This window comes from Actinomadura chokoriensis (assembly GCF_039529475.1).
In the GTDB taxonomy this organism is placed as follows: Bacteria; Actinomycetota; Actinomycetes; order Streptosporangiales; family Streptosporangiaceae; genus Spirillospora; species Spirillospora bangladeshensis.
The window spans coordinates 75,278-99,385 of sequence record NZ_BAAAMW010000025.1 but is presented as its reverse complement, the minus strand read 5'-3'; the positions used below and the strand labels follow the sequence as shown (position 1 = coordinate 99,385).

22 protein-coding genes are annotated in these 24,108 nt (G+C 72.3%); 12 read left to right on the top strand and 10 right to left on the bottom strand.

Going from position 1 to position 24,108, the window contains the following annotated elements:
* The first annotated feature begins 62 nt into the window (after nt 1–62).
* Nucleotides 63–1,001 carry a TIGR03621 family F420-dependent LLM class oxidoreductase gene (locus ABFX46_RS35865; protein ID WP_346048409.1) on the top strand — a complete coding sequence of 313 codons (939 nt, stop codon included), beginning with the start codon at nt 63–65 and terminating at the stop codon, nt 999–1,001.
* On the opposite strand, the gene ABFX46_RS35860 is transcribed toward ABFX46_RS35865, so the two are convergent.
* The 3 genes from ABFX46_RS35860 to ABFX46_RS35850 are packed head-to-tail and all read right to left on the bottom strand — an operon-like array spanning nt 998 to nt 4,609.
* Entirely contained in the window at nt 998–2,491 is a 1,494-nt protein-coding gene (locus tag ABFX46_RS35860) for a sugar ABC transporter ATP-binding protein (protein ID WP_346048408.1), read from the bottom strand. The genes ABFX46_RS35865 and ABFX46_RS35860 overlap by 4 nt on opposite strands.
* A 1-nt stretch (nt 2,492) precedes the next feature.
* Entirely contained in the window at nt 2,493–3,569 is a 1,077-nt protein-coding gene (locus ABFX46_RS35855; protein ID WP_346048407.1) for a sugar ABC transporter substrate-binding protein, read from the bottom strand.
* On the bottom strand, nt 3,566–4,609 hold the full coding sequence (locus ABFX46_RS35850; protein ID WP_346048406.1) for an ABC transporter permease: 1,044 nt from the start codon (nt 4,607–4,609) through the stop codon (nt 3,566–3,568). Before ABFX46_RS35850 ends, ABFX46_RS35855 begins: the two co-directional genes overlap by 4 nt.
* Before the next feature lie 102 nt (nt 4,610–4,711).
* Here ABFX46_RS35850 and ABFX46_RS35845 point away from each other — a divergent pair, with 102 nt between their 5' ends.
* The 3 genes from ABFX46_RS35845 to ABFX46_RS35835 all read left to right on the top strand — a co-directional run bounded on the left by ABFX46_RS35845 (nt 4,712) and on the right by ABFX46_RS35835 (nt 8,045).
* Entirely contained in the window at nt 4,712–5,464 is a 753-nt protein-coding gene (locus ABFX46_RS35845) for an SDR family NAD(P)-dependent oxidoreductase (protein ID WP_346048404.1), read from the top strand.
* Nucleotides 5,465–5,526: 62 nt separating this feature from the next.
* Complete coding sequence (locus tag ABFX46_RS35840; RefSeq protein ID WP_346048403.1) at nt 5,527–7,188, top strand: thiamine pyrophosphate-binding protein; 1,662 nt, start codon at nt 5,527–5,529, stop codon at nt 7,186–7,188.
* Nucleotides 7,189–7,250: 62 nt separating this feature from the next.
* The gene (locus tag ABFX46_RS35835; protein WP_346048402.1) at nt 7,251–8,045 is read left to right on the top strand and encodes an IclR family transcriptional regulator; all 795 of its coding nucleotides are present in this window, start codon (nt 7,251–7,253) and stop codon (nt 8,043–8,045) included.
* 73 nt (nt 8,046–8,118) lie between these two features.
* On the opposite strand, the gene ABFX46_RS35830 is transcribed toward ABFX46_RS35835, so the two are convergent.
* From ABFX46_RS35830 to ABFX46_RS35815, 4 genes are all read right to left on the bottom strand, one after another.
* Nucleotides 8,119–8,781, bottom strand: a complete 663-nt coding sequence (locus ABFX46_RS35830) for a hypothetical protein (protein ID WP_346048401.1) — start codon at nt 8,779–8,781, stop codon at nt 8,119–8,121.
* Nucleotides 8,782–9,379: 598 nt separating this feature from the next.
* Nucleotides 9,380–9,898: a hypothetical protein gene (locus ABFX46_RS35825; RefSeq protein ID WP_346048400.1), complete on the bottom strand. Its 519-nt coding sequence runs from the start codon at nt 9,896–9,898 to the stop codon at nt 9,380–9,382.
* Between the two features lie 148 nt (nt 9,899–10,046).
* Nucleotides 10,047–10,811 carry a siderophore-interacting protein gene (locus tag ABFX46_RS35820; protein ID WP_346048399.1) on the bottom strand — a complete coding sequence of 255 codons (765 nt, stop codon included), beginning with the start codon at nt 10,809–10,811 and terminating at the stop codon, nt 10,047–10,049.
* A gap of 37 nt (nt 10,812–10,848) precedes the next feature.
* The gene (locus ABFX46_RS35815; protein WP_346048398.1) at nt 10,849–12,384 is read right to left on the bottom strand and encodes an MFS transporter; all 1,536 of its coding nucleotides are present in this window, start codon (nt 12,382–12,384) and stop codon (nt 10,849–10,851) included.
* Nucleotides 12,385–12,555: 171 nt separating this feature from the next.
* Here ABFX46_RS35815 and ABFX46_RS35810 point away from each other — a divergent pair, with 171 nt between their 5' ends.
* Entirely contained in the window at nt 12,556–13,470 is a 915-nt protein-coding gene (locus tag ABFX46_RS35810) for a LysR family transcriptional regulator (RefSeq protein WP_346048397.1), read from the top strand.
* On the top strand, nt 13,467–14,561 hold the full coding sequence (locus ABFX46_RS35805) for a winged helix DNA-binding domain-containing protein (RefSeq protein ID WP_346048396.1): 1,095 nt from the start codon (nt 13,467–13,469) through the stop codon (nt 14,559–14,561). The genes ABFX46_RS35810 and ABFX46_RS35805 overlap by 4 nt, the downstream gene beginning before the upstream one ends.
* Nucleotides 14,562–14,580: 19 nt before the next feature.
* Here the strand turns inward: ABFX46_RS35805 and ABFX46_RS35800 are convergent, their stop codons facing one another.
* On the bottom strand, nt 14,581–15,042 hold the full coding sequence (locus ABFX46_RS35800; protein ID WP_346048395.1) for an AMP-binding enzyme: 462 nt from the start codon (nt 15,040–15,042) through the stop codon (nt 14,581–14,583).
* 255 nt (nt 15,043–15,297) lie between these two features.
* On the opposite strand from ABFX46_RS35800, the gene ABFX46_RS35795 reads away from it, so the two are divergent.
* A complete protein-coding gene (locus ABFX46_RS35795; RefSeq protein WP_346048394.1) occupies nt 15,298–15,570 on the top strand; it encodes a hypothetical protein in 273 nt (90 codons plus the stop codon).
* A 143-nt stretch (nt 15,571–15,713) separates the two neighbouring features.
* Entirely contained in the window at nt 15,714–17,057 is a 1,344-nt protein-coding gene (locus ABFX46_RS35790) for a DUF2786 domain-containing protein (protein WP_346048393.1), read from the top strand.
* An 83-nt stretch (nt 17,058–17,140) separates the two neighbouring features.
* Here ABFX46_RS35790 and ABFX46_RS35785 read toward each other — a convergent pair whose 3' ends face one another.
* Nucleotides 17,141–17,353, bottom strand: coding sequence for a helix-turn-helix domain-containing protein (locus ABFX46_RS35785; RefSeq protein ID WP_067638627.1), 213 nt, complete (start codon nt 17,351–17,353; stop codon nt 17,141–17,143).
* A gap of 422 nt (nt 17,354–17,775) precedes the next feature.
* Complete coding sequence (locus ABFX46_RS35780; protein ID WP_346048391.1) at nt 17,776–18,777, bottom strand: class II glutamine amidotransferase; 1,002 nt, start codon at nt 18,775–18,777, stop codon at nt 17,776–17,778.
* A 182-nt stretch (nt 18,778–18,959) separates the two neighbouring features.
* Between ABFX46_RS35780 and ABFX46_RS35775 the strand changes: the two genes are divergently transcribed.
* The 4 genes from ABFX46_RS35775 (at nt 18,960) to ABFX46_RS35760 (ending at nt 23,754) form a co-directional block, all read left to right on the top strand.
* Nucleotides 18,960–19,493 carry a 2,4'-dihydroxyacetophenone dioxygenase family protein gene (locus ABFX46_RS35775; protein WP_131938998.1) on the top strand — a complete coding sequence of 178 codons (534 nt, stop codon included), beginning with the start codon at nt 18,960–18,962 and terminating at the stop codon, nt 19,491–19,493.
* A gap of 55 nt (nt 19,494–19,548) precedes the next feature.
* Entirely contained in the window at nt 19,549–20,490 is a 942-nt protein-coding gene (locus ABFX46_RS35770) for a helix-turn-helix domain-containing protein (RefSeq protein ID WP_346048390.1), read from the top strand.
* 91 nt (nt 20,491–20,581) lie between these two features.
* Nucleotides 20,582–21,538, top strand: coding sequence for a hypothetical protein (locus ABFX46_RS35765; protein WP_346048389.1), 957 nt, complete (start codon nt 20,582–20,584; stop codon nt 21,536–21,538).
* 1,361 nt (nt 21,539–22,899) lie between these two features.
* Entirely contained in the window at nt 22,900–23,754 is an 855-nt protein-coding gene (locus ABFX46_RS35760; protein ID WP_346048388.1) for a hypothetical protein, read from the top strand.
* Nucleotides 23,755–24,108: the final 354 nt, after the last annotated feature.

The window sequence follows — 24,108 nt, the reverse complement described above, 5'->3', positions numbered from 1 at the left end:
CGACGAGGCTCACGTCGGATTCCCGCCAGCGGACACGCCCGGTGCGCGGGCAGGCTCGGGGAATGGCAGAGAACTTCCGCTTCGGCGTGGTCGGCGAGTCGATCCGGTCGGGCGCCGACCTGGCCGGGACCGCGCGCCGCGCCGAGGAACTCGGATACGACGTCCTGACGCTGCGGGACCACTTCGTCGCCGAGCCGTTCGGCGACCAGCTCGCCCCCATGGTGGCGCTGGCGTCCGCCGCGTCGGTCACGAGCGCGCTGCGGCTGGGCACGATGGTCCTCGCCAACGACTACCGGCATCCGGTGCTGCTCGCCAAGGAGGCCGCCACCCTCGACCATCTGTCGGGCGGGCGGTTCGAGCTGGGCATCGGCGCCGGCTGGCTGCGCGAGGAGTACGAGGCCGCCGGGATGCCCTTCGACCCCGCCGGGACGAGGGTCGGGAGGCTGGAGGAGTCGCTGCGGATCCTGCGCGGCCTCCTGGACGGCGAGGAGACCGCGTTCACCGGGGAGCACTACCGGGTCGGCGGGCTGACGGTGTTCCCGCGTCCCGCACGGCGCCCTCCGCTGGCCGTCGGCGCCGGCAGCAGGCGCATGCTCGGCATCGCGGGGCGGCTCGCCGACACCGTCGGCGTCCTCCCCCGCGCCCTCCCCCACGGGGCGATCTCCGACGAGGTCGCCGAGCGGCTGCCGGACACCATCGCCCGCAAGGTGGACTGGGTGCGGGAGGCCGCCGGGGAACGCGACATCGAGCTGAGCATGATGGTGACGCCGACCTTCGGCGCCGATCCGCGGCGCACCGCCGCCCGGGTCGCGGTGACGCGCGGCTGGGGCACGTCGTCGGCCGATCTCGTCCTGGACATGCCGTCGCAGTTCGTCGGCCCGCCCGAGCACATCGCCGAGCAGATGCTGGCCCGCCGCGACCGCTACGGCTTCACCTACTACCAGGTCCCGGACGCCTGCATGGAGGAGTTCGCCCCCGTCATCCCCCTGCTGGCCGCCTAGACGGGGTCGGCGAAGCCCGCGTTCATGGCGAGGCTCAGCTCCGGCTCGGTGAGGCGCTCGCCTTCCAGCGCGGCGACGATCCGGCCGTGCTGGAGGACGACGACCCGGTCGCACAGCTCGACCAGCTCGGCGAGGTCGCTGGAGGCGATCAGCACCACCTTTCCCTCGGCGGCCAGGCCCCGGACGATGCCGTGCAGCTCGCTGCGGGCGCCGACGTCCACGCCGCGCGTCGGGTCGTCCAGCGCGAGGACGGCAGGGTCCGCGTCGAGCCACTTGGCGAACACGGCCTTCTGCTGGTTGCCTCCGGACAGGCTGCTCGCACGGGCGTGGACGTCGCCGCGCACCCGCAGCCGCTCCAGGTGGCCGCGGGATCGTGCGACGAGGCGGGAGCGGCGCGGCAGGAGGCCGCCCCGCCCCTGCCCGAGCCAGCTCACGGACGTGATGTTCTCCCAGAGCGTCGTGTCGAGCATCAGCCCGCGGCCCTTGCGGTCGCCCGAGATGAAGGCGACGCCCTCGGTGACGGCGTGCCGGGGCGAGCGCGGCGACCGGCCGCCGGGAAGACGGACGGTCCCCGCCGACGGGCGGGCCCGGCCGCAGACGGCGTCGAGCACGGCGAGGTGGCCGGAGCCCTGCAGCCCGGCCAGCCCGACGATCTCGCCGCCCGCCGCGGTGAGCGACACGCCGCGGAGCCGTCCCGGCACGGTGACCGAGGTGAGGGCGACCGCCGCCCCGCCGGGGCGGCGCGGGGCGGCGGTCGCGGGGGCCGCGTGCCGGGCGGGCTGCCCGAGCATCGCGGTGACCAGGGAGTCCAGGCCGACGGCCGCGGCCGGTTCGCCCGGCAGCACGACCCGGCCGTCGCGCAGGACGGTGATCCGGGTCGCGACGCGCATGACCTCCTCCAGGAAGTGCGAGATATAGAGGACGGCGAGGCCCCGCCCGGCCAGCCGCCGGGTGACGGCGGCGAGCCGCGCGGCGGCGTCGCGGGGCAGTGCCGAGGTGGGCTCGTCCAGGATCAGGACGCGGGGGTCCTGCAGCAGCGCCCGGCAGATCTCCAGGAGCTGCCGGTCGGCGAGGGGCAGTTCGCCGGCCCTGGCGTGCGGCGGCGGGTCGAGGCCCAGCTCGTCCAGGACCGGCTGGGCGAGCCGCCGCATCTCCCGGGTGCTGACCAGCCCGCGGCGGCGGGGCGCCCCGTACGGGAAGAGGTTCTCCAGCACGGTCAGGTCGTCGTAGGTCATCAGCTCCTGCGAGACGATCGCGACGCCCTGCGCCGCCGCCCGCCGCGCGTCGGTGAACCGGACGGGCGCGCCGTCCAGCTCGACGGTGCCGCCCTCGGGTCGCACCACCCCGGAGAGGATCTTCACCAGGGTCGACTTGCCGGCGCCGTTCTCGCCGACGAGGGCGTGCACCTCCCCCGCGTCCAGGGTGATGCCGACCCCGTCGAGCGCGGTGACGCCGCCGTAGTGCTTGACCAGCCCCGACGCGACCAGCATGTCAGCGGGCTTCCTTCAGCGGGCGGATGCTCGCGTCCGGGTCCGCCAGGAGCCGGTCGAGCTGCGGCTTGTACCACTGGTAGGCGTTCTGCACCGACTGCTGGCGCTTGAGGATCTCGTCGATGTTGGACACGTCCATCACCAGGCCCGGTGTCTTGAACCAGCCGTCCGGCAGCTCGCCGTCGTGCTTGCGCACCGAGGTGATCAGGGTCGCGGTGGCGATGTAGCCCTTCAGGTAGTGCTCGGGGTCGATCCCGGCGAAGTTCGTGCCCCTCTTGATGTATTCGAGGGTCTTCGGGTCGACGTCGAATCCGGCGGTGAGGTACGCGCCCTTCCTCTGCTCCTTGAGCCGGCCGAGGTTGTAGCTGTCGGCGTCCCCGACGCCGAGGAAGGCGAGGGCGTCCGGATTGGCGTTCACCTGCGACTGCCATGCGCCGTAGTTCTGCGCCGGATCGCTGTAGGTCTGGAACGGGCCGAGGACGCGGATGCCGGGCGCCAGCTTCGCGAACGTGTCCTTGATGCCCTTCGCCCGGCTGTCGAGGACGGGCGTGCCCGGGTTCGGGACGCCGACGACCACGGTGCCCTTCGCGTCCTTGCCGAGCTTCTTCACGGTCGCCTCGGCGAGCATCCCGCCGAGCTCGTAGTTGTCGTTGCCGACGTAGAACGTGACCTTGCTGCCGTCGGTCGGCGCCGTGTCGAGCGCGACGATCGGGATGCCCTTCTCCACGGCCTGCGCGGCGGGACGGGTGAAGATCGGCGGGTCGAGGTTCTCCAGCACGATCCCGTCCGGGTGGGTGACGGTGAGGTTCTGGAAGAGCTGCTGCTCGGCGGGCCCGTCGGTGTTGGGCGGGCCGACGACCTTGAAGTCGATGCCGCCCGCCTTGCCGGCCGCCTCGGTCGCGCCCTCGTACATCTCGCGCGCGAAGTTCAGGCTGTAGTTGGCGACGGCGATGCCCATCCGGAGCCGGCCGCTCGTGCCGCCGGAGCCGCCGCCGTCACCGCACGACGCGGTGCCGAGGGCGACGCCGAGCACGAGGGCGACGGCCGCCGCGACGGGCCCGCGGGGACGCGGGATCATGGGTTCCTCCCTGGAGAGCGCAGGTCACGGACGCGGCGCAGCAGCGGCGCGGCGCCGACGGCGGCGAGGATCACGCCGCCGGTCGCGAAGGTCGTCCAGTTGATGGGGACCTCGAAGAACACCAGCGCCGCGGTGACGGCGCCGAGGATGAGGGTGCCCGCCGCGGCGCCGACGACGGAGCCGGTTCCGCCGCTCAGCGGGGTGCCGCCGATGATGGCCGCGGCGATGGCGGTGAGCTCGTAGCCCTGGCCGATCGTGGGGTCCCCCGCGATGAAGAACGCCAGGGCGAGGACGGCCGCCACCCCCGCCATCAGGCCGGACAGCGCCAGCGCGGCGATGCGGGTGCGGGTGACGGGCAGACCGCCGAACGCGGCGGCCTCGGGGTTGGAGCCGATGGCCCGCACCCGCGCGCCGAACCTCGTCCGGGTGAACACGACGGTCAGCACGGCCACGGCGGCGGCGAACACCCACACGGCGTTCGGGACGCCGAGCGACTCGCCGCCGCCGAGCACGCGGAAGAACGCGTGGTCCTGCGGCAGGTCGGTGACCTGCCTTCCCTCGGCCAGCGCCAGCCCGATCCCGCGCAGCAGCATCAGCGTGGCGAGCGTCACGATGAACGACGGCAGCCGCAGATAGGTCGTGACGGCGCCGTTGGCCGCGCCGAGCAGCGCCGACAGCGCGAGGACGGCGAGCGCCGCGAGCCACGGGTTCCAGCCGTCCCGGATGAGCAGGGCCCCGACGACGATCCCCATGGCGTACATGCCGCCGACCGACAGGTCGACCTCCCGCATGGCGAGCGCGAACACCATCCCGCACGCCATCAGACCGACGTAGACGGAGTTGTGCGCGGTCGTGAGCAGGTTCCCGGTCTGCAGGAAGTCCGGCTTGAGCAGGCCGACGCCGAACACCAGGAGCACGAGGACGCCGACGACCCCGGCCTCGTCGGGGAAGGGCCGCCGCGGCCGGGCGCGCCGGGCCGGGGTGCCGCCCTCGCCGTCGTTCTCCGAGGCCGGCCTGGCCGCGGGCTTTCGTACGGGCATGCGGCGAGCATGTGACCCGCGCCACGGCGCCACAAGGAAGCCGTTTCACCCAATGAAAACGGGGTCTTGCCGGGGTGGCGGGGACGGCGCACGCTGCGGTTCATGAGCGAGACGCCGTCCAGGGACGGAACGCGCCGGGTCGCGCTCGTGACCGGTGCCGCGGGCGGGCTGGGGCGGGAGTTCGCCGTCGCCCTCGCCGCGCGCGGGCACCGCGTCGCGGGCCTCGACCTCGCCGACATGTCGGGCACCGCGGAGCTGGTCGGCGGCGGCTTCCATCCCCTGCGCGCGGACGTGACGGACCCCGGCGAGGTCGAGGCCGCGGTCGCGGAGGCCGCCGCCCGGTTCGGGGGCCTGCACATCGTCGTGAACAACGCGGGGATCTACCCGCCGCTGGAGTTCGAGGAGACCGCGCTGGAGGACTGGCGCCGGATCATGCGGGTGAACCTCGACGGCCCGTTCCTGGTGTCGCGGGCCGCGCTCCCCCACCTGAAGGCCGCGGGATGGGGCCGGATCGTCAACATCACCTCGGCCGTGGTGTTCCTCGGGCCGCCCGATCTGGTCGCCTACACCACGTCCAAGGCCGGGCTCGTCGGGTTCACGCGGGCACTGGCGAGCGCGGCCGGCCCGTACGGGATCACGGTCAACGCCATCGCGCCCGGCCTCACCCGGACCGCGACCGCCGCGCGCACCACGGGCGCGGACGGCGGGTTCGAGCGGGTGCGGGACCTGCAGGTCGTCCGGGCCGTGGAGGAACCCCGCGACGTGGTGTCCACGCTGCTGTACGTGTGCGACGAGGGCAGCGGCTTCCTCACCGGGCAGACGATCAACATCGACGGCGGCTCCGCCATGCACTGACCACCGGGCACTGCACACCGGGCACTGCACACCGGCCCCCGCCGGCAAGGGAGAGGCAGGACATGAGGCCGATCGAGGCGCTGCTGGAGATCGCGCGGGACGAGGGCGTGACGCGGATCTTCGGCAACCCCGGCACGACCGAGCTCCCCCTGATGGACGCGCTGGCCGAGGCTCCCGGCCTGCGGTACGTGCTCGGCCTGCAGGAGGCGTCGGTGGTGGCGATGGCGGACGGGTACGCGCGGGCGTCGCGGCGGACGTCCCTGGTCAGCCTGCACGTGGCGGCCGGCGTCGCCAACGGGCTGATCGGGATGCTGAACGCGCGCCGGTCCCGGACGCCGATGGTGGTCGTGGCGGGCCAGCAGGACCGGCGGCATCTCCGCCAGGACCCGATGCTGTCGGGCGACCTGGTCGGGCTCGCGGCGGCCGCGACGAAGCAGGCGGTGGAGGTGCAGCACGCCTACGACCTCCCGATCGTGCTGCGGCGGGCCTTCGCGCTCGCGGCGCGGCCCCCGGCGGGGCCGGTGCTGGTGTCGGTCCCCGCGGACCTGCTGGAGGAGGACGCCGACGTCGCGGTGCCGGCCCGCTCGCCGGTGACGGGACCGGGCCCGGCCGACACGGCCGACGCGGCGGCGCTGCTGGCGGGCGCGGAACGTCCGGTGGTGATCGCCGGCGACGGGGTGGGACGGGCGGGTGCCGTCGCCGAGCTGGTCGCGGTCGCCGAGCGGCTCGGCGCGGCCGTCCACCACCATCCGATGAACGACGGGATCGACTTCCCCACCGGGCATCCGCTCTACGCGGGGATGCTGCCGCCGCGCAACGCGGCCATCCGGGAGACGCTCGCCGGGCACGACGCGGCGCTCATCGTCGGCTGCCACGCGTTCACGCCGCACCACTACACGCCCGGCCCGCCCGTCCCCGCGGGGCTCGCGATCGTGCAGGTCGACGAGGACCCCGCCGAGATCGGCCGGAACTTCGCCGTCCGGCACGGCCTGACCGGCGACCTGGCGGGGACGCTGCGGGCGCTCGCCGACCGGCTGGACGGGCGGGTCCCCTCCGCGCGGGACCGCATCGAGCGGCTCGGAGCCCGGCACCGCCGGGCGCGGGACGAGGCGGACGCGGCGGCGCGCGCGGCCTACGGGCCCTCCCCGATGGATCCGGGCGCCGCCGCCCACGCGGTCGCCGCCGGCCTGCCGGACGGGGCGGTCGTGGTCGAGGAGGCGATCACCACCGGCCTGAGACTGCGGACGGTCCTGCGGCAGAACCTGCCCGGCTCGTACGTGCACACGGTCGGCGGGGGCCTCGGCTGGGGCATCGGCGCGGCCGTCGGCACCCGGATGGCGGCACCGGACCGCCCGGTCGTCGCGGTCCTCGGCGACGGGAGCGCGGTGTTCGGCGTGCAGGGCCTGTGGAGCGCGGCCCGGTACGAGGTCCCCGTCGCGTTCGTCGTCATGAACAACGGCGAGTACCGGACGCTCAAGGACACCCTCGACGAGGACGGCGGAACCTCCGCCGAGCACGGCCGCTACGTCGGCATGGACCTCGCCCCGCCGGCGATCGACTGGCGGAGCGCCGCGCGGGCGTTCGGCGTCGACGCGCTGCGCGCGGGCTCGGCGGCCGAGCTGCGGGACGCGGTCGCCGGGGCCCCGTACCTCGCCGCGCCCCTGCTCATCGAGGCCCCCATCACCGGGCACGGCCCGGGCGGCGGCGCCGGGCACGGCGGATGAGCGCGGCGCCCGCCCGGTTCCCGGCCCTTGCCGACCGGCACGATCGCGGACACCATCGGGGCATGGACGCTCGCACCCCGGGCGAGGAGCCGCCGAGGTCGGTACTGGCGCGCGGACTCAGTCTGCTCGACGCCTTCGGCTCCGCCGACACCGAGCTGACCCTCACTGAACTGGCGGGCCGCACCGGGCTGCCGAAGCCGACCGCGCACCGCCTGCTGGGCGAGCTGGTGCGGTGGGGCGGCGTCGAGCGGACCGCGGGCGGCTACCGGCTGAGCATGCGGCTGTTCGTGCTCGGCCAGCGGGCGCCCCGGCCGCGGGGCCTCCGCGAGGCCGCGCTCCCCTACCTGGAGGACCTGTACGAGGCGACGCACGAGAACATCCACCTGGCCGTCCTCGACGGGACGGACACGCTGTTCCTGGAGAAGGTGAGCGGGCGGCGCTCGATGCCGATCGTGTCCCGGGTGGGCGGGCGCCTGCCCGCGTACTGCACGGCGACCGGGAAGCTGTTCCTCGCGCTCGGGCCGCCCGCGCGGCTGGAGGACGTGCTCGCGCGCGGGCTCGTCCGCCACACCCCGCACACGATCATCATGCCGGGGCTGCTGCGGCGGGAGCTGGACCGGACGGTCGACCGCGGCTACGCGGTGAACCGGGAGGAGTCGGAGGCCGGGGTGTCGGCCGTGGCCGCGCCGGTCCTGGACCACCGGCGCCGCGTCATCGCCGCGATCTCCATCACCGGGAACGTGTGCCGGCTGGACCTCGACCGGCTCGCGCCCGCGGTGCGCACCGCGGCGCTGGCGCTGTCGAGGGAGCTGGCGCGGGAGGCGGCCGGAGAGCTGAAAATGGGGATCCCCCGGTGATCTCGCGATACCGGGGGATCCCCTTTTCCCATGCACCGGCAGCCCTGTGCCGGGTCTGTGCGGGACGTCCGGGTCAGGAACCGAAGGGCTGGGGCTTGCCCTTCTCGCCGGCGCCCTTGCCCCAGGAGAGGACCTCCCACTTGACGTTCTTCAGGTGGCCCTCGCCGGTTCCGGCGTTGTACTTGCTCTTCGGCTTCCCGCCGTCCAGCAGGTAGCGGAAGGTGTAGGTGTCGAGGTCGAGCATGACACCGCGGTGCGACGGCTTCCCGGGCCCGCGGTCGCCGACGAAGCCGGTGACGCTGCGGCCGTCGTAGCTGACCTTGACCTTGGTGTGCAGGGGCCAGCTCGGGCTGGCGAACAGCCCCTTCTGCATCGGCTTGCCGCCGGCCGGGGCGCCGGTGTCGCCGTTCACGCCGGAGCCGTCGTCCCAGAAGTAGGACGCGGTGGTCCTGCCGCTGAGCAGGACCTTGGAGTCCTTCTTCTCGCGCTGGGCGTCGGACTTGGAGCCGGTCTCGGACTCGGCCTTCGAGCCGGAGCCGGCCGTCGCCTTGTCGACGCTCTTCTGCGGGTGGTCCGCGGGGGTCTGGTGCTCCTGCGAGGCCACGGCCTGCTGCGCCAGGAACTGCTTCTCCGGAGCGGAGTCGTCGCTGGCCGCCGCGACGCCTGCGACCAGCATGCCCGCGAGGGCGGTACCGGTCACGCCGGTCAGGACGACATTGATCGCTCGCTGCTGCATGGATTTCCTTCGTTCGGGGTACAGGGCTGCCGCTCCGCGCCGGTGGCACCGCCGTTCCGTACAGGAGGCGACGCGCTGTTTCCGGGCAGGGGAGAGCGGCTCCGAGACTCGGGACTCGGGAGATGCCGCCGCGGGGAAGGACCCGCTTGGAACGATCCACGGGCATGGCGGATCGCGCCCGCGCTCACTGGCGCACGACCGTCCTCGGGCGTGCGTGTGTCACGGACTCAGATGAAGCGGAAGGATGCCGACCGGGGGCTCACGGGCCCGACTCGGTGTACGGCCGGTGCATGGTACGGCCGCGATTCGGCGAAGGATCCCGCCTGGCGGGCGGGAGGCGACGGCTATGCGATTGGCCAGGTCAAGGGTTCTTTGACCCGAACCTGAGCTTGACTATATACGGCATTACCGTGCTTTCGCCAAACTCGGGTTTTCTTTACCTTTGCCCAGGTAGATCCTTTTCTCGGGTGGTCCCGAGCTGGGCGGTGGGCCGGGGAGACGCTGGACCATGCGGTCGCAGCATCACCACGACAGCGTAAAGAACACCAAGACCCTCACGGGCATTCCAGCCCGCACCCCAGGGAAGGTAAAGCCTCGCTCAGTGCGTGCGGTAGACCGTCGGCACGAGCGGCGTCGGGCCGGTGCCGCCGGTGAAGACCGGGGCGTCCGGCTGCTGCGGCACGAACGGCGCCTCGGCGTAGCCGGGGCCCTGGTACACGGTGTCCTGGTACGCAGGGTCCTGGTACGCGCTGTCCTGGTACGCGGTGTCCGGGTACGCGGTGTCCGGGTAGGCGGGCCCGCCGTAGGGGCCGGCCGCCGCCACGATGGGCCCCTGCGCCGCCGGCACGGCCTGCGCGACGGGCGGTGGAACGTGGGAGCCGTCCGCCCGGCGGGGCTCGGCTCCGGGCACGCCGCCCTGCGCCGCCCGGCGCTCGGCCAGCACGGCCATGAGCGCGTGGGCGGTCTCGGCGTCCATCTTCAGCAGGACGCTGGGCATCCCGGACTGGTCGACGAACGGGGAGACCGAAGGGGCGGCCGGCAGCTGCGGTAGGGCCGCCAGCATCTCCTCGCGGAGATCCTGGGCCAGCCGCAGCGCCTGTCGGTCACTGTCGCTCAAGTGTGCGTTCATCGCGATCTCCGGGGAGTTCACGTGCGGGGGTCCGGGGATCATCCTGCTAGGGATGGCGTGCAGGTGCAAGGGCTGATGCACGTGCATTTCAAGAAATATCACCCCGTAACCCCCGCCCTCCTCGATCGTTCCAGGGTCACTCCATCCCGCGCCTGCCCGGCGTCCAGAACGGCTTGACCAGCACAGATCTGCGCGGCCAGCCCCGTTCGCGGACGAGATGGGCACGCACCGCCTGCACGGTGCGTGCCTCTCCGGCCACGTAGGCGATTCCCGGCTCCGCCGGGAGATCGAGACCGCGCACGGCCTCCACGAGCGAGGCGGAGCCCGCGGCGGAGGCGTCCCCGCGATGGCACCAGGTCAGGTCCCCGCCCCTCGGCACGGGGAGCCCGTCCTCGGGGCGGGAGACCTCGATCACACCGTGCACGACATCGTCGGCCTTTGTGGCGCGCAGCATGGCGCCGAACGGGACGGAGGCCGTCTCCTCGCCCGCGAAGAGGTGGTAGGCGGCCGGGCGAAGGCCGAAGTCCCCCTCCGGCTTGCCGAAGACGACCTCCTGCCCAGGCCGGGCGTCCCGTGCCCACCGCTCGCCGGGCCCGCCCTCACCGTGGTTGAGAACACACAGCTCCATGAGGCCGGCGGACGCGTCGTAGTCCCACACCGAGTAGGTGCGCAGTGCGTTGCGGACCGCTCCGCTGACCCATGTCCGGACGGACGTGATGTCCGCCACGTGCACCCTGACCTGCTGGCCGGGCGTCCAGTTCAGGCCCGGCACGCCGCCGATCCGGATCCAGCGCATGCGGCCGGGCGCGGGGCGGACGTCCTCGACGCGGCCGCGCACGAACACCAGGTCGAGCAGCCGGCCCCGCACGCCCCGCGCCTGCGCGCTCTCTTCCGTGGGCACCCTCACACCTCCGAGCATTCGCGATATATCTCGTGAGTCACGATATATCTTCTTTACCCTGCGAACCAGGCGTCTGGCGTGCACGCCCCGGGAGTCCCAGCGCGACCAGGACGGCGCCGAGCGCGACGGTCGCGGCCACCACCTGGAAGCCGGCCCCCATCGCACCGGTGAACGCCTCGACCACCCGCGCGTGCGCCCCGGAACCGGCACCCGCCGCCTCGGCCGCGGCCAGGGCCTCCCCCGCCGAGTGCGCGTGCCCGGCCGGCGCGGGCGGCAGGCCGTCCGCGAACCGCCCGGTGAGGACGGTCCCCAGGACCGCGACGCCGAGCGCGCTGCCGATCTCGCGGGCCGCGCCGTTCAGCCCGGACCCGAGCCCCGCCCGTTCGGGCGGCAGCGCCGCCATCACACCGACCGACAGCGGCGGGACGCAGAGGCCCATCCCGACGGACACCACGAACAGGTCCGCCGCGTAGAGCGCGTAAGGGGTCGACGCGTCCGCCAGCGACAGGAGGCCGAGGCCGGCGGCGAGCGTCAGCATGCCCGCGGCGCACACCGCCCGGCTCCCGAAGCGCCGGGCCAGGCCGACGCTCCGCCTGGAGACCGCGATCATCCCGACCACGAGCGGAGCGATCGCTGCGCCGGTGAGCAGCGGCGAATACCCCTTGGCGTACTGCAGGTACTGGGCGTTGACGAAGAAGAGCGCGAACAGGCCGAAGAACGCCACCGCGATCCCGAGGACCCCGCTGCGCAGCGGGGCGGCCGCGAACAGGCGCGGGTCCAGCAGCGGGTGGCGGGCCCGCGGGGCGTACCGCGCGAACCCCGCCAGGAGCAGCGCCGCCCCCGCGAAGGCTCCCAGCACCGGGAGCGAGGACCAGCCGCGCTCGGGCCCCTCGATGATGCCGAAGAGCAGGGCGAACAGGGCCGCGGTGAGGAGGGCGGCCCCCGGCGCGTCGAGGTCGGCCCGGTGCCGCTCGCCCCGCGGCGCCAGCCGGGCGACGAGGACGGCGAGGACGGCGGCGAGCGGCGCTCCGGCCAGGAAGAGCCCCTGCCAGGGCAGCCACTGCAGCACCGCTCCCCCGCCGAGGTTCCCGGCCGCGCCCGCGACGCCGGTGGCGGCCGTCCAGGTGGCGATGGCGTGCGGGCGTCCCCGCGGCGGGGTGACCTGCAGCAGCAGCGACAGGCTCGCGGGCATGATCAGGGCCGCGCCGGCGCCGGTCACGACCCGTCCGGCCAGCAGGACGGCGACATCGGGCGCGGCGGCCGACAGCAGGCACCCCGCCGCGAAGGCGGCGAGCCCGGCCAGGAGCGCGCCCTTGCGGCCGAGGCGGTCGCCGAGCGCGCCCGCGGGGATCAGCAGGCAGCCGAACACCAGGACGTAGGAGTCGACGATCCACAGCAGTTCGGTGGAGGACGGGCTGAGCGGACTGGCCGACAGCTTGGGGATCGACAGGTTGATCGCGGCGACCATGGCCACGACGAGCACCACGCACGCCGACATCAGCGGCGTCATTCCCCGCGGTGTCCGCGGGACGGGTCCGGGCGGCGCGGCACCGCGGACGGCATCGAGCGTCATGAGGGATTCCTCGCGAGTGGTGGAGAGGGAGTTGAGAGGGACGCGTCTCGACACGTCCCGTCGGAAGGCGGAGGGGGGATATCCGGGCCGCGCGCCGCCTCCGCGATCTCCACCGTAGGCTGGGGGTGACTTGCTTTCAAATGCATCTTTTGCACGTGAGGAGTGCGTCTGGTGCAATCCAGAATGGACCTGAACCTGCTCGTCGCGCTCGATGCGCTGCTGGACGAGGGCAGCGTGACGGGCGCCGCGCAACGGCTGCACCTGTCGGGTCCGGCGATGAGCCGGACGCTCGGACGGATCCGGAAGGCGCTCGGCGACCCGGTCCTCGTCCGGTCCGGCCGGGCGATGGTGCCGACGCCCCGCGCGCTGGCGATCCGGGCCGAGGTGCGCGAACTCGTCCGGCGGGCCGAGACGCTCTTCTCCCCCGAGGAGGAACTGGACCTCGCCTCGCTGGCGGCGAGCTTCACCCTCCAGGCCGACGAGGGGACCGTCGCGTTCCTCGCGGGTCCGCTGCTGGAACGCGTCGCCCGCGAGGCGCCCGGGGTCACCCTGCGGTTCCTCGGCGAGGGGCCGCGGGACGACTACCTGCTCCGGCGCGACACGGTGGACCTGGAGATCGGCGTCATCGGCCCCGGGCAGCCCCCGGAGACCCGGGTCGAGCCGCTGCTGCGGGACCGGTTCACCTCGGTCGTGCGGCCGGAGCATCCGCTGGCCGGACGGGAGGAGGTGACGCCGGACGACTGGGCGGGCGCGGTCCAGCTCACGTCCACGAGGCGCGGCCGCATGTCCGGTCCGATCGACGAGGTCCTCGCCGGGAGGGGCCTGGCACGGCGCCTGGCGGGGACGGTGCCGACGGTGACCGCGTCCCTGTTCATCGTCCAGGAGACCGATCTGATGGGATTCGCCGCCGAGCGGCTGCACCGGCGGCTCGTCGACCGGCTCGGGCTCGTCCGCGTCCCCATCCCGTTCGAACTGCCTCCGCTGGTGATCTCCCTGGCGTGGCACGCGCGGTACGACGCCGACCCGGCCCACGCATGGCTGCGGCGGTGCGTGAAGGAGGAGGTTGACGGCATCCTGGACGGATGACGGAGACTCTCAGCGTCCGGGCGCTCAACCGGGCCACGCTGGCACGACAGATGCTCCTCGCCCGGGAGGCCGTCCCGGTCGCCGACGCGGTGGGCAGGCTCTGCGGGATGCAGGCGCAGGAGCCCAAGCCGCCGTTCCTCGGCCTGTGGACCCGGCTGGACGGATTCGAGGCGTCCGATCTGCATGCCGCGTTGCACGGCCGGTCGCTCGTGCGCGCGACGATGATGCGCGCCACCCTGCACCTGGTGGCGAGCGCCGACTACGTCGCGTTCCGTTCGGCGATGCAGCCGATGCTGGACGGCGCCCTGCGCGTCCTCGGCGACCGCGCCAAGGGGCTGGACCTGGAGAAGGTCGTCCCTGCCGCACGGTCGCTCCTGGAGGAGGCGCCCCGGACGTTCAACGAGGTGCGCGCGCTGCTGCAGGAACAGTTCCCGGACGTCAACGACCGCGCCCTGGGCTACACCGTGCGTCTGTGCGTGCCGCTCGTCATGGTCCCGACGCAGGACAGGTGGGGTTTCCCTCGCACGTCGCAGTTCACGCCGGCCGAGACCTGGCTCGGAGCCGCTCCGGCGTCCGACGCCGCGACCGATGAGCTGATGCTCCGTTACCTGGCCGCCTACGGGCCCGCGTCTGCGGCCGACGCGCAGACGTGGTCGGGGCTGCAGTCGACCGCTGAGGCCCTGGAGCGCCTGCGTCCCGTCCTGCGGGTCTTCGCCGACGACAAGGGGCGGGAGCTCTTCGACCTGCCGGACGCGCCCCGCCCCGGCGAGGACGCCCCGGCGCCGGCCCGGTTCCTGCCCGAGTTCGACAGTCTCGTCCTCGCGCACGCCGACCGCAGGCGCGTCATCTCCGACGAGCACCGGCCCATGCTGACGACGAAGAACCTGCGCGTCCGCGCCGTGTTCCTCTGGGACGGCTTCGCAGGCGGCATCTGGGAGACGGAGTACAAGCGCAAGGTCGCGACGCTGCGGATGCGTCCCTTCGAGCCACTCCCCCAGGCGGCCGTCGACGCGTTGACCGTTGAAGGCGAGGCGTTGCTGCGCTTCCTGGAGCCCGACGCCAAGTCCACCGTCGTCACCGTCGAGACCTGACGTCGAGCCCTGTCACGGGTCACGCGATGGTGCGGCCCAGACCTTCCCAGTAGGGGGCGCGGAGGTCCTTCTTCAGGATCTTGCCGCTGGGGTTGCGGGGCAGGACGTCCACGAAGTCGACCGAGCGGGGGCGCTTGAAGCCGGCCAGGCGCTCCCGCGCGTAGTCGAGCACCTCGCCCTCGGTCAGCCCGGCCTCGGGCCCGCGCACCACGACGCCCTTGACCGTCTCGCCCCAGCGCTTCGGGACCCCGGTCGTGCCGGAGGTGTAGAGCTGGACGACGATGTCGTCCGGTTCCCCCGCATAGCCCGGGTCGTCGGCGGGATGCGCGGCCAGCCACCGCTCGTGCTCGCCGCCGGTCGGGACGACGGTGCCGGGAAGCCCGCCGGCGAGGGAGGCGAACCCGGCGTCCAGCACGGTCACGGGCGCGCCCGCGTCGGCGACGACCGCCGCGATCTCGGCGGGGGTCAGCCGCCAGTTCACCGGGGCGACTCCACCGCGACCCCTTCCGAATCCATTCGGTTCTGTGCGGCCGACCTTGTCGATCCGGGACAGGCGCGCGGAAGGACCGGTCCCCCACCACATGCGGTCATGACGCTGCGAGCGTGGACAACTTCGAATAGTGATCAATCCGATACCTCGGATGATTGAAAGATCCACCAAATGGGCGCAAGCTGTGTCCGACGTCTGGAATGCCCCGCCCGTTCCTTCCACCCGACCGCCGACAGGACAGCACCGATGTTCGAGATATGGGAGACGAGCGAGCCGGCGCGGCTCATCAGCGACGCGGGGAGCCTCAAGGTGGCGCTGGAGAAGGTCGACACGATGTGCCGGCTCCGGCACGACCAGGCCGTCGCCCACGTCGGCGAGGCCGGGGACGGCTACCACTTCGAGATCAGGGACCACGACGGCAGGGCCCTCGCGCGGCTCAGCTACGTCCCCGACACCTCCCGCGCCTACCAGAGCGTCGTCGTGGACGAAATGCGAGGCGACGAGGACGGCGTGCCCTGACGACGGCCGGAGCGGCCCCGGCCCTGGCGGCCGGGGCTCTTCCATGTGGCGGGTGGTCGTACCTCTTCCCGGCCGCGGCCGGCCGGGTTCGGATGGCAGGATGCATCGTGGCGTCGTGATGTCGGGACAGTGGGAGGTGGCCGGTGCCGAGGTCGTGGCGACGCGGGCCCGGTTCACCGGAGCCGCCGGCGGACCTCCCCGCGGACGCCGCCGCGGTGACCGCCGAGGCGGTGAGGTCGCTCCACCGCGGTGACGGCGCCGCGTTCGGCCGGTACGTGGCCGACCTCGTAGACCGTCCGGGGACGCCCCAGTGGACGCTCGCCGCCGACCGGTGCCTCGCCGCGCGGCTGCGGCAGGGGGTCGCCACGGCTTGGGACCGCGGCTGGCAGCCCGCCGATGTGGTCCGGTTCGCGGCCCGCCGGCACACCGTCCGGCACGCACGGCTGGCGACGGACGCGATCGCCGGGGAGATGCGCGCCTACTCGTCCACCACCGTGGACGGCCTGTGGCAGGAGCAACTCGCCTCCCTCGACGCCTCGGTCTGGTGGGCGGACGAGGACACGTTCCCGGCCGAATGGTGCGAACGCGAGCATGTGGAGCGCGCGGGCTACATCGCGACGGCGATCGAACTGATCCGCCTCCTGGAGGCCCTCCCGATACTCCCCCAGCTGATTCCGCCTCCCGGGGCGTCCGCCAACGCAGGCACGTCCGGGACGGGAGGGGGCGCGGCGCATGGATATGCGCGGGAGGCGGCGCGCGGGTACGCGCGGGAGGGCGATCAGCGGATGCTGGGCAAGGTCCGTGCGCTGCTCGCCAAGGCCGAGTCGACCGAGTTCCCCGAGGAGGCGGAGGCGCTGAGCGCCCGCGCCCAGGAGCTGATGGCCCGGCACAGCATCGACCGTGCGCTGCTCGCCGCCGAGACCGGCGACGTCAGCGGGTCCGCCGGACGGCGCATCGCGGTGGACAACCCGTACGACGCCCCGAAGGCGGTGCTGCTGACAGTCGTCGCCGACGCGAACCGCTGCAGGGCTGTCTGGCACCGTGAGCTGGGCTTTTCCACGGTGCTGGGTTTTCCGGACGATCTCGCCGCGGTGGAGATTCTCTACACGTCGCTGCTCGTTCAGGCGACGTCCGCCATGGTGCACGCGGGTCCGCGGCGGGACGCGCTGGGGCGGTCAAGGACGCGGTCGTTCCGCCACGCCTTCCTCAACGCCTACGCCGCCCGCATCGGCGAACGCCTGCGCGACGCCGCGGGCGAGGCCGCGGACAGGGCGGCCGCGGACGCCGGCGGGAAGGATCTTCTTCCCGTGCTGGCGGCGCGCGACCGGGCCGTCGAGCGGGCCGTCGACACGATGTTCCCGAACCTCGCCAAGGGACGGGCGGGCTCGGTGTCCAACTATGAGGGCTGGCTTGCCGGGCGGGCGGCCGCCGACCTCGCCAGCCTGAACGGGCGCTCCGAGGTCACCGGGGCGTCCGACCGTTCGTAGCGCACGGGGTCCCCCCGGGGGGCGAGGGGGACGTCCGGTCATGTGCTCGCTTCTTCCTGGTCCTCGGTGGTTACGGGAGCCGGTCAGTCCTTCTTGCGCCGGGTGTTGCCGCCGCGGCCGCGCAACGGCACCCCCGCCTCCTTCAGGACGTTGTAGATGAACCCGTACGACCGCCCGGTCTCGGCGGCCAGGTCGCGGATGCTCTCGCCGGCCGCGTAGCGCGGGGCGAGCTCGGCGGCGAGCTGCGTGCGTTCGGCACCGGTGACCCGGGTGCCCCTCGACAGTGTGCGTGCCACGGGGACCTCCTGTTCGAAGGCTGGGCGGCGGGGCCCGTCCCCGCAGCTCACAGCAGTGTTGATCTCCCCAACGTACACATTCCCCCTGATTACGCCGTCGATGCCGCGCGAATCACCGCGAATTCGGCCGAAGCTGGTCTTTTCCATGGTCAACGGCGTGTCGGAACTAGACAGACGGGCCTCGAAGCGCTGCCGTCCGCCCGATCCACACGACCACCGTCCGCACCGACCCCCAGACCGGAACCCCCCTTTTCCGCCCCGAACCCCCGAGCCCGCCGCCCCGGCACCACCCGACCGCCCGAGACGGCACCGCCACCAAACGCCCGACCACCCCTCACCTCACCCGCTGACCACAGCCGCCTCGACGCCACCTGACCCCTGGAGACGGCAGCACCACCGAACGGCCAGATCAAGGCCTCACCTCAACCAGTGACCACGGCGGGTTCGGTGTTGCCTGAGCTGTTCGAACCGGCGCCGGCCGGGATCTGGACGGCCGCGCCGGTGTCGACGGAGGTGCCTTCATCAGCGGCCGAGCCACGCACCAGGTCGGAGTCGCCGTGGACGGCATCGGAGGACGCGGCCGAGGCAGGGCCGGTCGGGGCCGTGGCCTGGGAGGCGGCCTCGCGGAGGGACAGATCGGAGCGGCGCAACGGGTGCCGCAGGGGCTCGAACGGGAAGAGCGAACTCTCGGCGAGCCCGTCGACGACCAGCAGTTCGCCGGGGTCGAGAAGGCGCCAGCCGGGACTGTCGTCCATCGGTTCGCTGGCAAGGACGACGGCGGGCACGGGCCCGGCGGCACCGGCACGATGTCCGGGCCGGTCCGCACCGCCCCGGCCCGGTGACAGGACCCACAGTTCGTTGCTCTCCGGATAGCGCAGCGCCCAGAGCCGTCCGGCCTCGGCGGTGAGCAGGTTGAGCGCGAACACGGGGAGTTCCGCGCCGATGCGGCGCACGGCCTCGATGATCCCGGACGTCGTGTCGCCGCGACGCCTGATCTCGGCGGTGAGGTAGGCGAACACCAACTCCGAGTCGGTCTCGCCAGAGACATGGGCACGCTCGACGTCCGTCAGCCACGTCCGGAGCGTGTCGAGGCCCTTCACCACGCCGTTGTGGGCGAACAACCGGTCGTTCATGACGAAGGGGTGGCAATTGTGCACCGTCAGCCCGCCCACGGACGCGTCGCGCACGTGCGACACGAACGTGTGGGACGGGATGTTGCGGGCGTGCAGGTCGAAGTCGGCGTTCTCGAAGGCGGCCAGGGGCGCCCGGTCACGGACGGGTTCGCCGCCGAGCGAGAACCAGCCGAGGCCCGCGCCGTGCTGCATCCGGTGACTCTGCGCGCGCAGGCTCCGGGGTGCGTCGAGCAGCCAGTGGTCCGCCCTGACGCGCGGACCACCCGTGCTCATCCCGAAAAGTCGGCACATCTCGTCACCTTTCCAATGATCTTAACTGCGAGTGATCATGATTTTACCCAACGTCGCGACGTCCGTCCGGCGAATCGGCCGTGTCCTCAGCAGGCAAGCCCGGACGTCCGCCACGGGGAAGACGGCGCGGCTCGAACGCGGTTCACTGCTGGTCAACGCACCCGACGCGGTAGGAGGACGCCATGCCGGAGGACGCGACCACCGAGTTCTGGAAGAACCTGAAGCCGATCCAGAACTCCCAGAAGCCGGACGCCCTGCCGGAGGTGTACCTGCCGAAGGTCGCCACCGACGACGACCGCTACTACGTGCCGTTCACCGAGACCGTCGGCTCGCGCCCGCTCTGGATCAACGTCAAGGACAACTCGTGGGCGGACATCCTGCGGGCCACCAGCGCAGGCCTGGTCAACAGGCACTACCACCCGCACGAGGTGTTCGCGTACACCATCTCCGGCAAGTGGGGCTACCTCGAACGGCCGTGGACGGCGACCGCGGGCGACTTCATCTACGAGGCACCCGGTGAGGGCCACACACTCGTCGCCTACGAGAGCGGTGAACCCATGAAGACGATGTTCATCGTGAAGGGTCCGCTCATCTGGCTGGACGAGAACGGTGACACGGAGGGGTACTTCGACGTCCACGACTACATCGCGATGTGCCGCGAGCACTACGAGAAGGTCGGGCTGGGGTCCGACTACGTCGACTCGCTCTTCCGCTAAGGGACGATGGCTAGACTCGGCCTCCCCGCCTGCGAGACCACGCTGGGAGGTCGAGATGGCCCCTTCCGTGCTGGAGTCGTTCGTATCGACCGAGGACGTGCCGTCCGGTGACCGCATCTCCTACTGGGAGGAGCACAACGCGCGAGCGCTGGTCGGGCTCGCCTGTTCCTCCTACGCCGAGGACGGTCTGCTGGCCCGGCAACGCAACCTCCGCGTCGGCGATCTGCGCTTGGCCGACATCCAGGGGAACGAACACGTCATCGAGCGGACGCCGGGCATCTGCCGTGACCTCCCCAAGGAGTCGGTGTTCGCCAGTGTGGTCCTCAAGGGGCAAGCTGTCTTCTACCACTCCGGTGGCTGCTTGACGGTCGGCGCTGGGGACATCGTCCTCTACGACACGGCCCGTCCATACCTCTTCGGTTTCTCCAACCCCATGCGGAAACTCCTCCTGGACGTCCCGCGTGAGGTGTTCGCCGAGCGATTCCGTTCGTCCGCACTGCCGGGGCCCATCACCCTCAGCGCGTCCCAGATCACTCCGGCCTCCCGCACGCTGCGGTCACTCCTCCTCGGCCTGGCCTCATGCGAGGGACCTGCCCATGCCGACGACCTGGCCCTCGAACTCCTCTGCCTGCTCGTCGCGGAACGAGCCGGCGACCGCCCCGCCTCCCCCACGCGCCTACTCCACCTGCTGGTGGCGAAGGACTTCATCGACCGGCATCTCCACCATCCGGGGCTGAACGCTCGACACGTGGCGGCCGCTCTGGGCATCTCCGTCCGGCACCTCAGCCGCGTCTTCGAGCCGGAGGGCCTCACACCCGGCCGCTACGTCATGAACCGCCGCCTGGCGAAGGCGAAGGCGGACCTCGCCGACCCGGCGATGGCCCGGGCGACCGTCGCCGACATCGCTCACCGCCATGGATTCGCGAGCCAGGCGCACTTCACGCGGGTCTTCCGCGAGCGCTTCGGCCGCACTCCCGGCGCCGTCCGGGCCCGCTGACGGAGGGTTATCCCCAGAATCACGTTCTACTGCTCCGGGAGCGGGCGGCCGCGCATGCTGGCCGTAGTCCCGCCCAGGAAGGAGCAGCTCCATGGCCCAGATCACGTTCTCGGTCCCGGCGACCACGACCTCGCGATTCGCCGTCGCCGCCAGCAGCGTCCCGCACGACCTCGCCGGCCTCATCGGCCGGGCCGAGCCCGGCCCGTACCACGCCCACATCGCCGGACGGCTCGGCTCAACGCAACTGCAGGTCACCCGCGAGGACCTCACGACCCTGCGCTGGGATCCGAGCCGAATCCGCGCCGCGAGCCCCGAAGACCGGCAGGCCGCGCGGGCCTTCAACGACGCCGCGGAGTTCGCCGTCGTCACGGCCTGCGCCCCGATCACCGACCAGCCGCGCGCCGTCCAGGTCGCCCGCGCCACCGCCTACGCCATCGCCAAGGCGACCGGCGGTATCACCGCCGACCTCGTCACCGGCCACGTCCTGTCGCCGCCCGCCGCCGAGCGGACCCGCTTCGTCCTCGCCGACCGCTGGCTGGGCGACGTCCTCCCACCGTTCCGCGCCAACGGCCGCTGCACGGCCCCCGATCCCGACCTGGACCCGGAGGGCGTCAACGGGTGCTCCTGCGTCCACCTGCGCACCCGTGGCCTCCGCCGCTTCGGCCTCCCCGAACTCCAGATCACCGACATCGCCTGCCCCCACGACCTGGCGGCCCTGAACGTCCTGCGCACCGCCGCCCGCCGCCTCCTGACCGATCACTGGTCCTGGCTCGCCACCGGCCCCGCCGCCCGCACCCGCACCGCCGCGTCCGCCCTCGACCTGACCCACCGCGACTTCAACGACTTCTGGGGCACCACACGCCGCGTCCCCCTCGTTCCGCCGAACCCGTTCCAGATAACCCTGACCCCGCTGACCTCCCGCCTCCTCACAGTCAGCCCACCCACCGACTTCGACGGCACGATCAACGACTGGCTATGCGGCGACACACTCCCCATGGGCATGTACGACGTCCTAAAGGCCCCCGCAGACCTCCCCCAAGCCGCCTGACCCCCACCCCAACCAAACCCAAACAACCCCGCCCAACCCACCCCGCCAAACCCCCACCAACGCGGCCGCACCGCCCCAAGCACCGCGCGGGCCACCACAACGCCGGAACGCTGCCAGCCGAGATAGCGAATCCGAACACGGCATTGCCTCCAGACAGCACCACAGCACCACATCACGCAGCCCAGGCACCCCAAAGGCGACCAGCCCGCGCACGCCGTAGCGCTTCGTCAACACACCGCAGGGTCACCTGGGCCGCACCCCGCAGCAGCGCCGGGTCACGTTGGGCCGCACCTCGTAACTGTGCGTGGTCACGTTGGGCCGCACCTTGTAGCTGCGCGGGGTCACGCTGGGGCGCACCCCGCGGCGGCGCCGGGTCACCTTGGCCGCACATCGCAGCGGCGCGGGTTACCTGGGTCGCGTGGCGCGGTGGGCAGGTAGGGCGGAGTGCGGCTGAGCGGCGGGCGAATGGGGCGGTCGACCCTTTTTCGTCTTCACTCCTCTTAAGTGCTGCGGGCTCCACCGTTGCCTAAAGTCGACGCACGCATGCCGACCAGCCCGGAAAATCCAAAGCGGGCGGCAATTCGACCCTCAAGTCTCCCGTGTCGCCCATAGCGGCACGTTGATAACCCGGAGTGAGACTTATGACACCGGGCGGCCAGCTACGAGGGACCACGCCGCCACGCCTGGTGGCCTACACCTTCCATGGGTCCACTATCTGAGTCCGGAGTCCATAGCCTCGGAAAGCGCATGCCGGGCAGGCCGATCGCGAATTTCCGTCGTCCGCCCGTGCCAGCCGGCCGACGTCAGCCGGGTCACCCACATCTCGGTTCCATCTAGGACGTACTGCTCATTTGAGCCATGGTGACCGTGGAGCCGGACGCCCGAGGTCACCCAGGTCAGTGTGAGCAATGTTCAACGCTCCGTAGCCAAATTGACTACGATCGGCATTTACACGGTGACCGACGTGATCCCCCGGGGCGAAGATGAACCGTTTTCTGGCACATCCCAGGCTCGCCGTCCTGCTCGGCGGCTGGCTCCGCTGCACCTGCGGCGTACTGGGATGTACCGCGATGGCCGGCGCCATCTCCATCGGCGCGGCGGCGCATACGGACGCCGCCGCTCAACAGGAACCCGGGCCGCGCAGGTCCGTGTCGCCGATCTGCCGCCACGCTGTGAGCATCGGCGACTGGCACACCGCGCAGAAGTGCAAGGAGGCATGGCGCTCGATGTACGAGAGGTCTCGCAGAAGGTCCGGACGCGGTCGGGACTTCCCCCGTCGGCCGCATCGGCACACCTGGAAGCCCAAGATCGACCAGGACCGCCCCTCGCCCGTACCGCCCGAAAGACCCACTCCGCGCACCGTGCTGCCGGATCCTCCGAACTCCGAGCCCACGCGGACGACGACCACGACCCGGCCCACTCCGCCGTCCCCCAAACCGCCTCGCACCCACAAGCAGGTGGAGGAGGCGGAGTCGCGTCCCCCTTCGTTGCAGCCGGTCCTGCTGCTGAGTCTCCTCATCCCCGCCGCGGCGGCCATCTGCTACCCCTTCCGGCACCGTCTCTATGCCGTCGCCACCGCGGGCACGCCCGCCCCTTCCATCCCCGAACCTCCGAAACCGACGACGGTCGTCGGCTACCGGCCCGCGCTGGACCCCTTCGCGACCTCGGCCATGGGCCTGTCCGGCCCAGGCGCTCTCTCCACCGCCCGCGTACTCGCCCTGACCGGCCTCGACGAGCACGGCGCCGACTCACTGGTCGTCATCCCGCGTCCCGATGCCACGGCCCTGTTCGGTCTGGCGGAGGACGAGCTCCTCGACGATGACACGGACGGGCTGTTCATCCCCGGCAACCTCGACGCCGCCCTCGCCTACCTGGAGACGGAACTGGCGATTCGTCGGAACACCGGTGTTACGCAGGCACGCCGACTCCTGCTCGTAGCCGACTGCGCGCAGGAGATCGACAGGATCCAGGCACTCCTCACCCAGCACGCGGGAAGCGTCTCCGCAATCCTCCTCGGTTCCTGGACGGGCGACGCGGCATCAGTCGACGACAGCGGCCAGGTCAGCGCCCCACCAGCGCTGGCTGCCACCCTGCCCGACCGCGTCCCGGCGCTCTCCCGCACCGAGGCCCGCGACCGCCTCCTCGCCGTCCTCGCACGACACAAGGAGACCAAGAAGCCATCGTCCAAGCGCCGCTCATCCCCCCGTCGCCCCTGATCACACACCATCGTTCACGGGCTGGTCGCTTGCATCGTCGACGGACATGCAGTCCCTCATTTCTTCAAGGAGTCGTTCAGGAACGCCGTCAGTACCTGGTCGGAAACGGACCGCCGACCCACCTCGTCGCACGCTCTCGTTCGAGCTTGTGCCCGGCTGCCCACCTGTCCGGGCGGACAACGGGCACCGCTCATGGACGCTCGCGTCCGCTGCCGTACGCATCCTCCGCCGCCCTCCCTTGCCCTGAGCCCCTGCGTCAGGACTGATTGCCTGCTGCGGCTGACACCCGACCTCCAGGCGGATCCGCAAACGCCAACCGCGATTGGAAACGGTCCCTCTGGTAACCCTCGGAGT

Coding starts and splice junctions, on each gene's coding strand:
- ABFX46_RS35865 (WP_346048409.1), top strand. CDS start 63: ATGGCAGAGAACTTCCGCTTCGGCGTGGTCGGCGAGTCGATCCGGTCG.
- ABFX46_RS35860 (WP_346048408.1), bottom strand. CDS start 2,491: ATGCTGGTCGCGTCGGGGCTGGTCAAGCACTACGGCGGCGTCACCGCG.
- ABFX46_RS35855 (WP_346048407.1), bottom strand. CDS start 3,569: ATGATCCCGCGTCCCCGCGGGCCCGTCGCGGCGGCCGTCGCCCTCGTG.
- ABFX46_RS35850 (WP_346048406.1), bottom strand. CDS start 4,609: ATGCCCGTACGAAAGCCCGCGGCCAGGCCGGCCTCGGAGAACGACGGC.
- ABFX46_RS35845 (WP_346048404.1), top strand. CDS start 4,712: ATGAGCGAGACGCCGTCCAGGGACGGAACGCGCCGGGTCGCGCTCGTG.
- ABFX46_RS35840 (WP_346048403.1), top strand. CDS start 5,527: ATGAGGCCGATCGAGGCGCTGCTGGAGATCGCGCGGGACGAGGGCGTG.
- ABFX46_RS35835 (WP_346048402.1), top strand. CDS start 7,251: ATGGACGCTCGCACCCCGGGCGAGGAGCCGCCGAGGTCGGTACTGGCG.
- ABFX46_RS35830 (WP_346048401.1), bottom strand. CDS start 8,781: ATGCAGCAGCGAGCGATCAATGTCGTCCTGACCGGCGTGACCGGTACC.
- ABFX46_RS35815 (WP_346048398.1), bottom strand. CDS start 12,384: ATGACGCTCGATGCCGTCCGCGGTGCCGCGCCGCCCGGACCCGTCCCG.
- ABFX46_RS35805 (WP_346048396.1), top strand. CDS start 13,467: ATGACGGAGACTCTCAGCGTCCGGGCGCTCAACCGGGCCACGCTGGCA.
- ABFX46_RS35795 (WP_346048394.1), top strand. CDS start 15,298: ATGTTCGAGATATGGGAGACGAGCGAGCCGGCGCGGCTCATCAGCGAC.
- ABFX46_RS35780 (WP_346048391.1), bottom strand. CDS start 18,777: ATGTGCCGACTTTTCGGGATGAGCACGGGTGGTCCGCGCGTCAGGGCG.
- ABFX46_RS35775 (WP_131938998.1), top strand. CDS start 18,960: ATGCCGGAGGACGCGACCACCGAGTTCTGGAAGAACCTGAAGCCGATC.
- ABFX46_RS35770 (WP_346048390.1), top strand. CDS start 19,549: ATGGCCCCTTCCGTGCTGGAGTCGTTCGTATCGACCGAGGACGTGCCG.
- ABFX46_RS35765 (WP_346048389.1), top strand. CDS start 20,582: ATGGCCCAGATCACGTTCTCGGTCCCGGCGACCACGACCTCGCGATTC.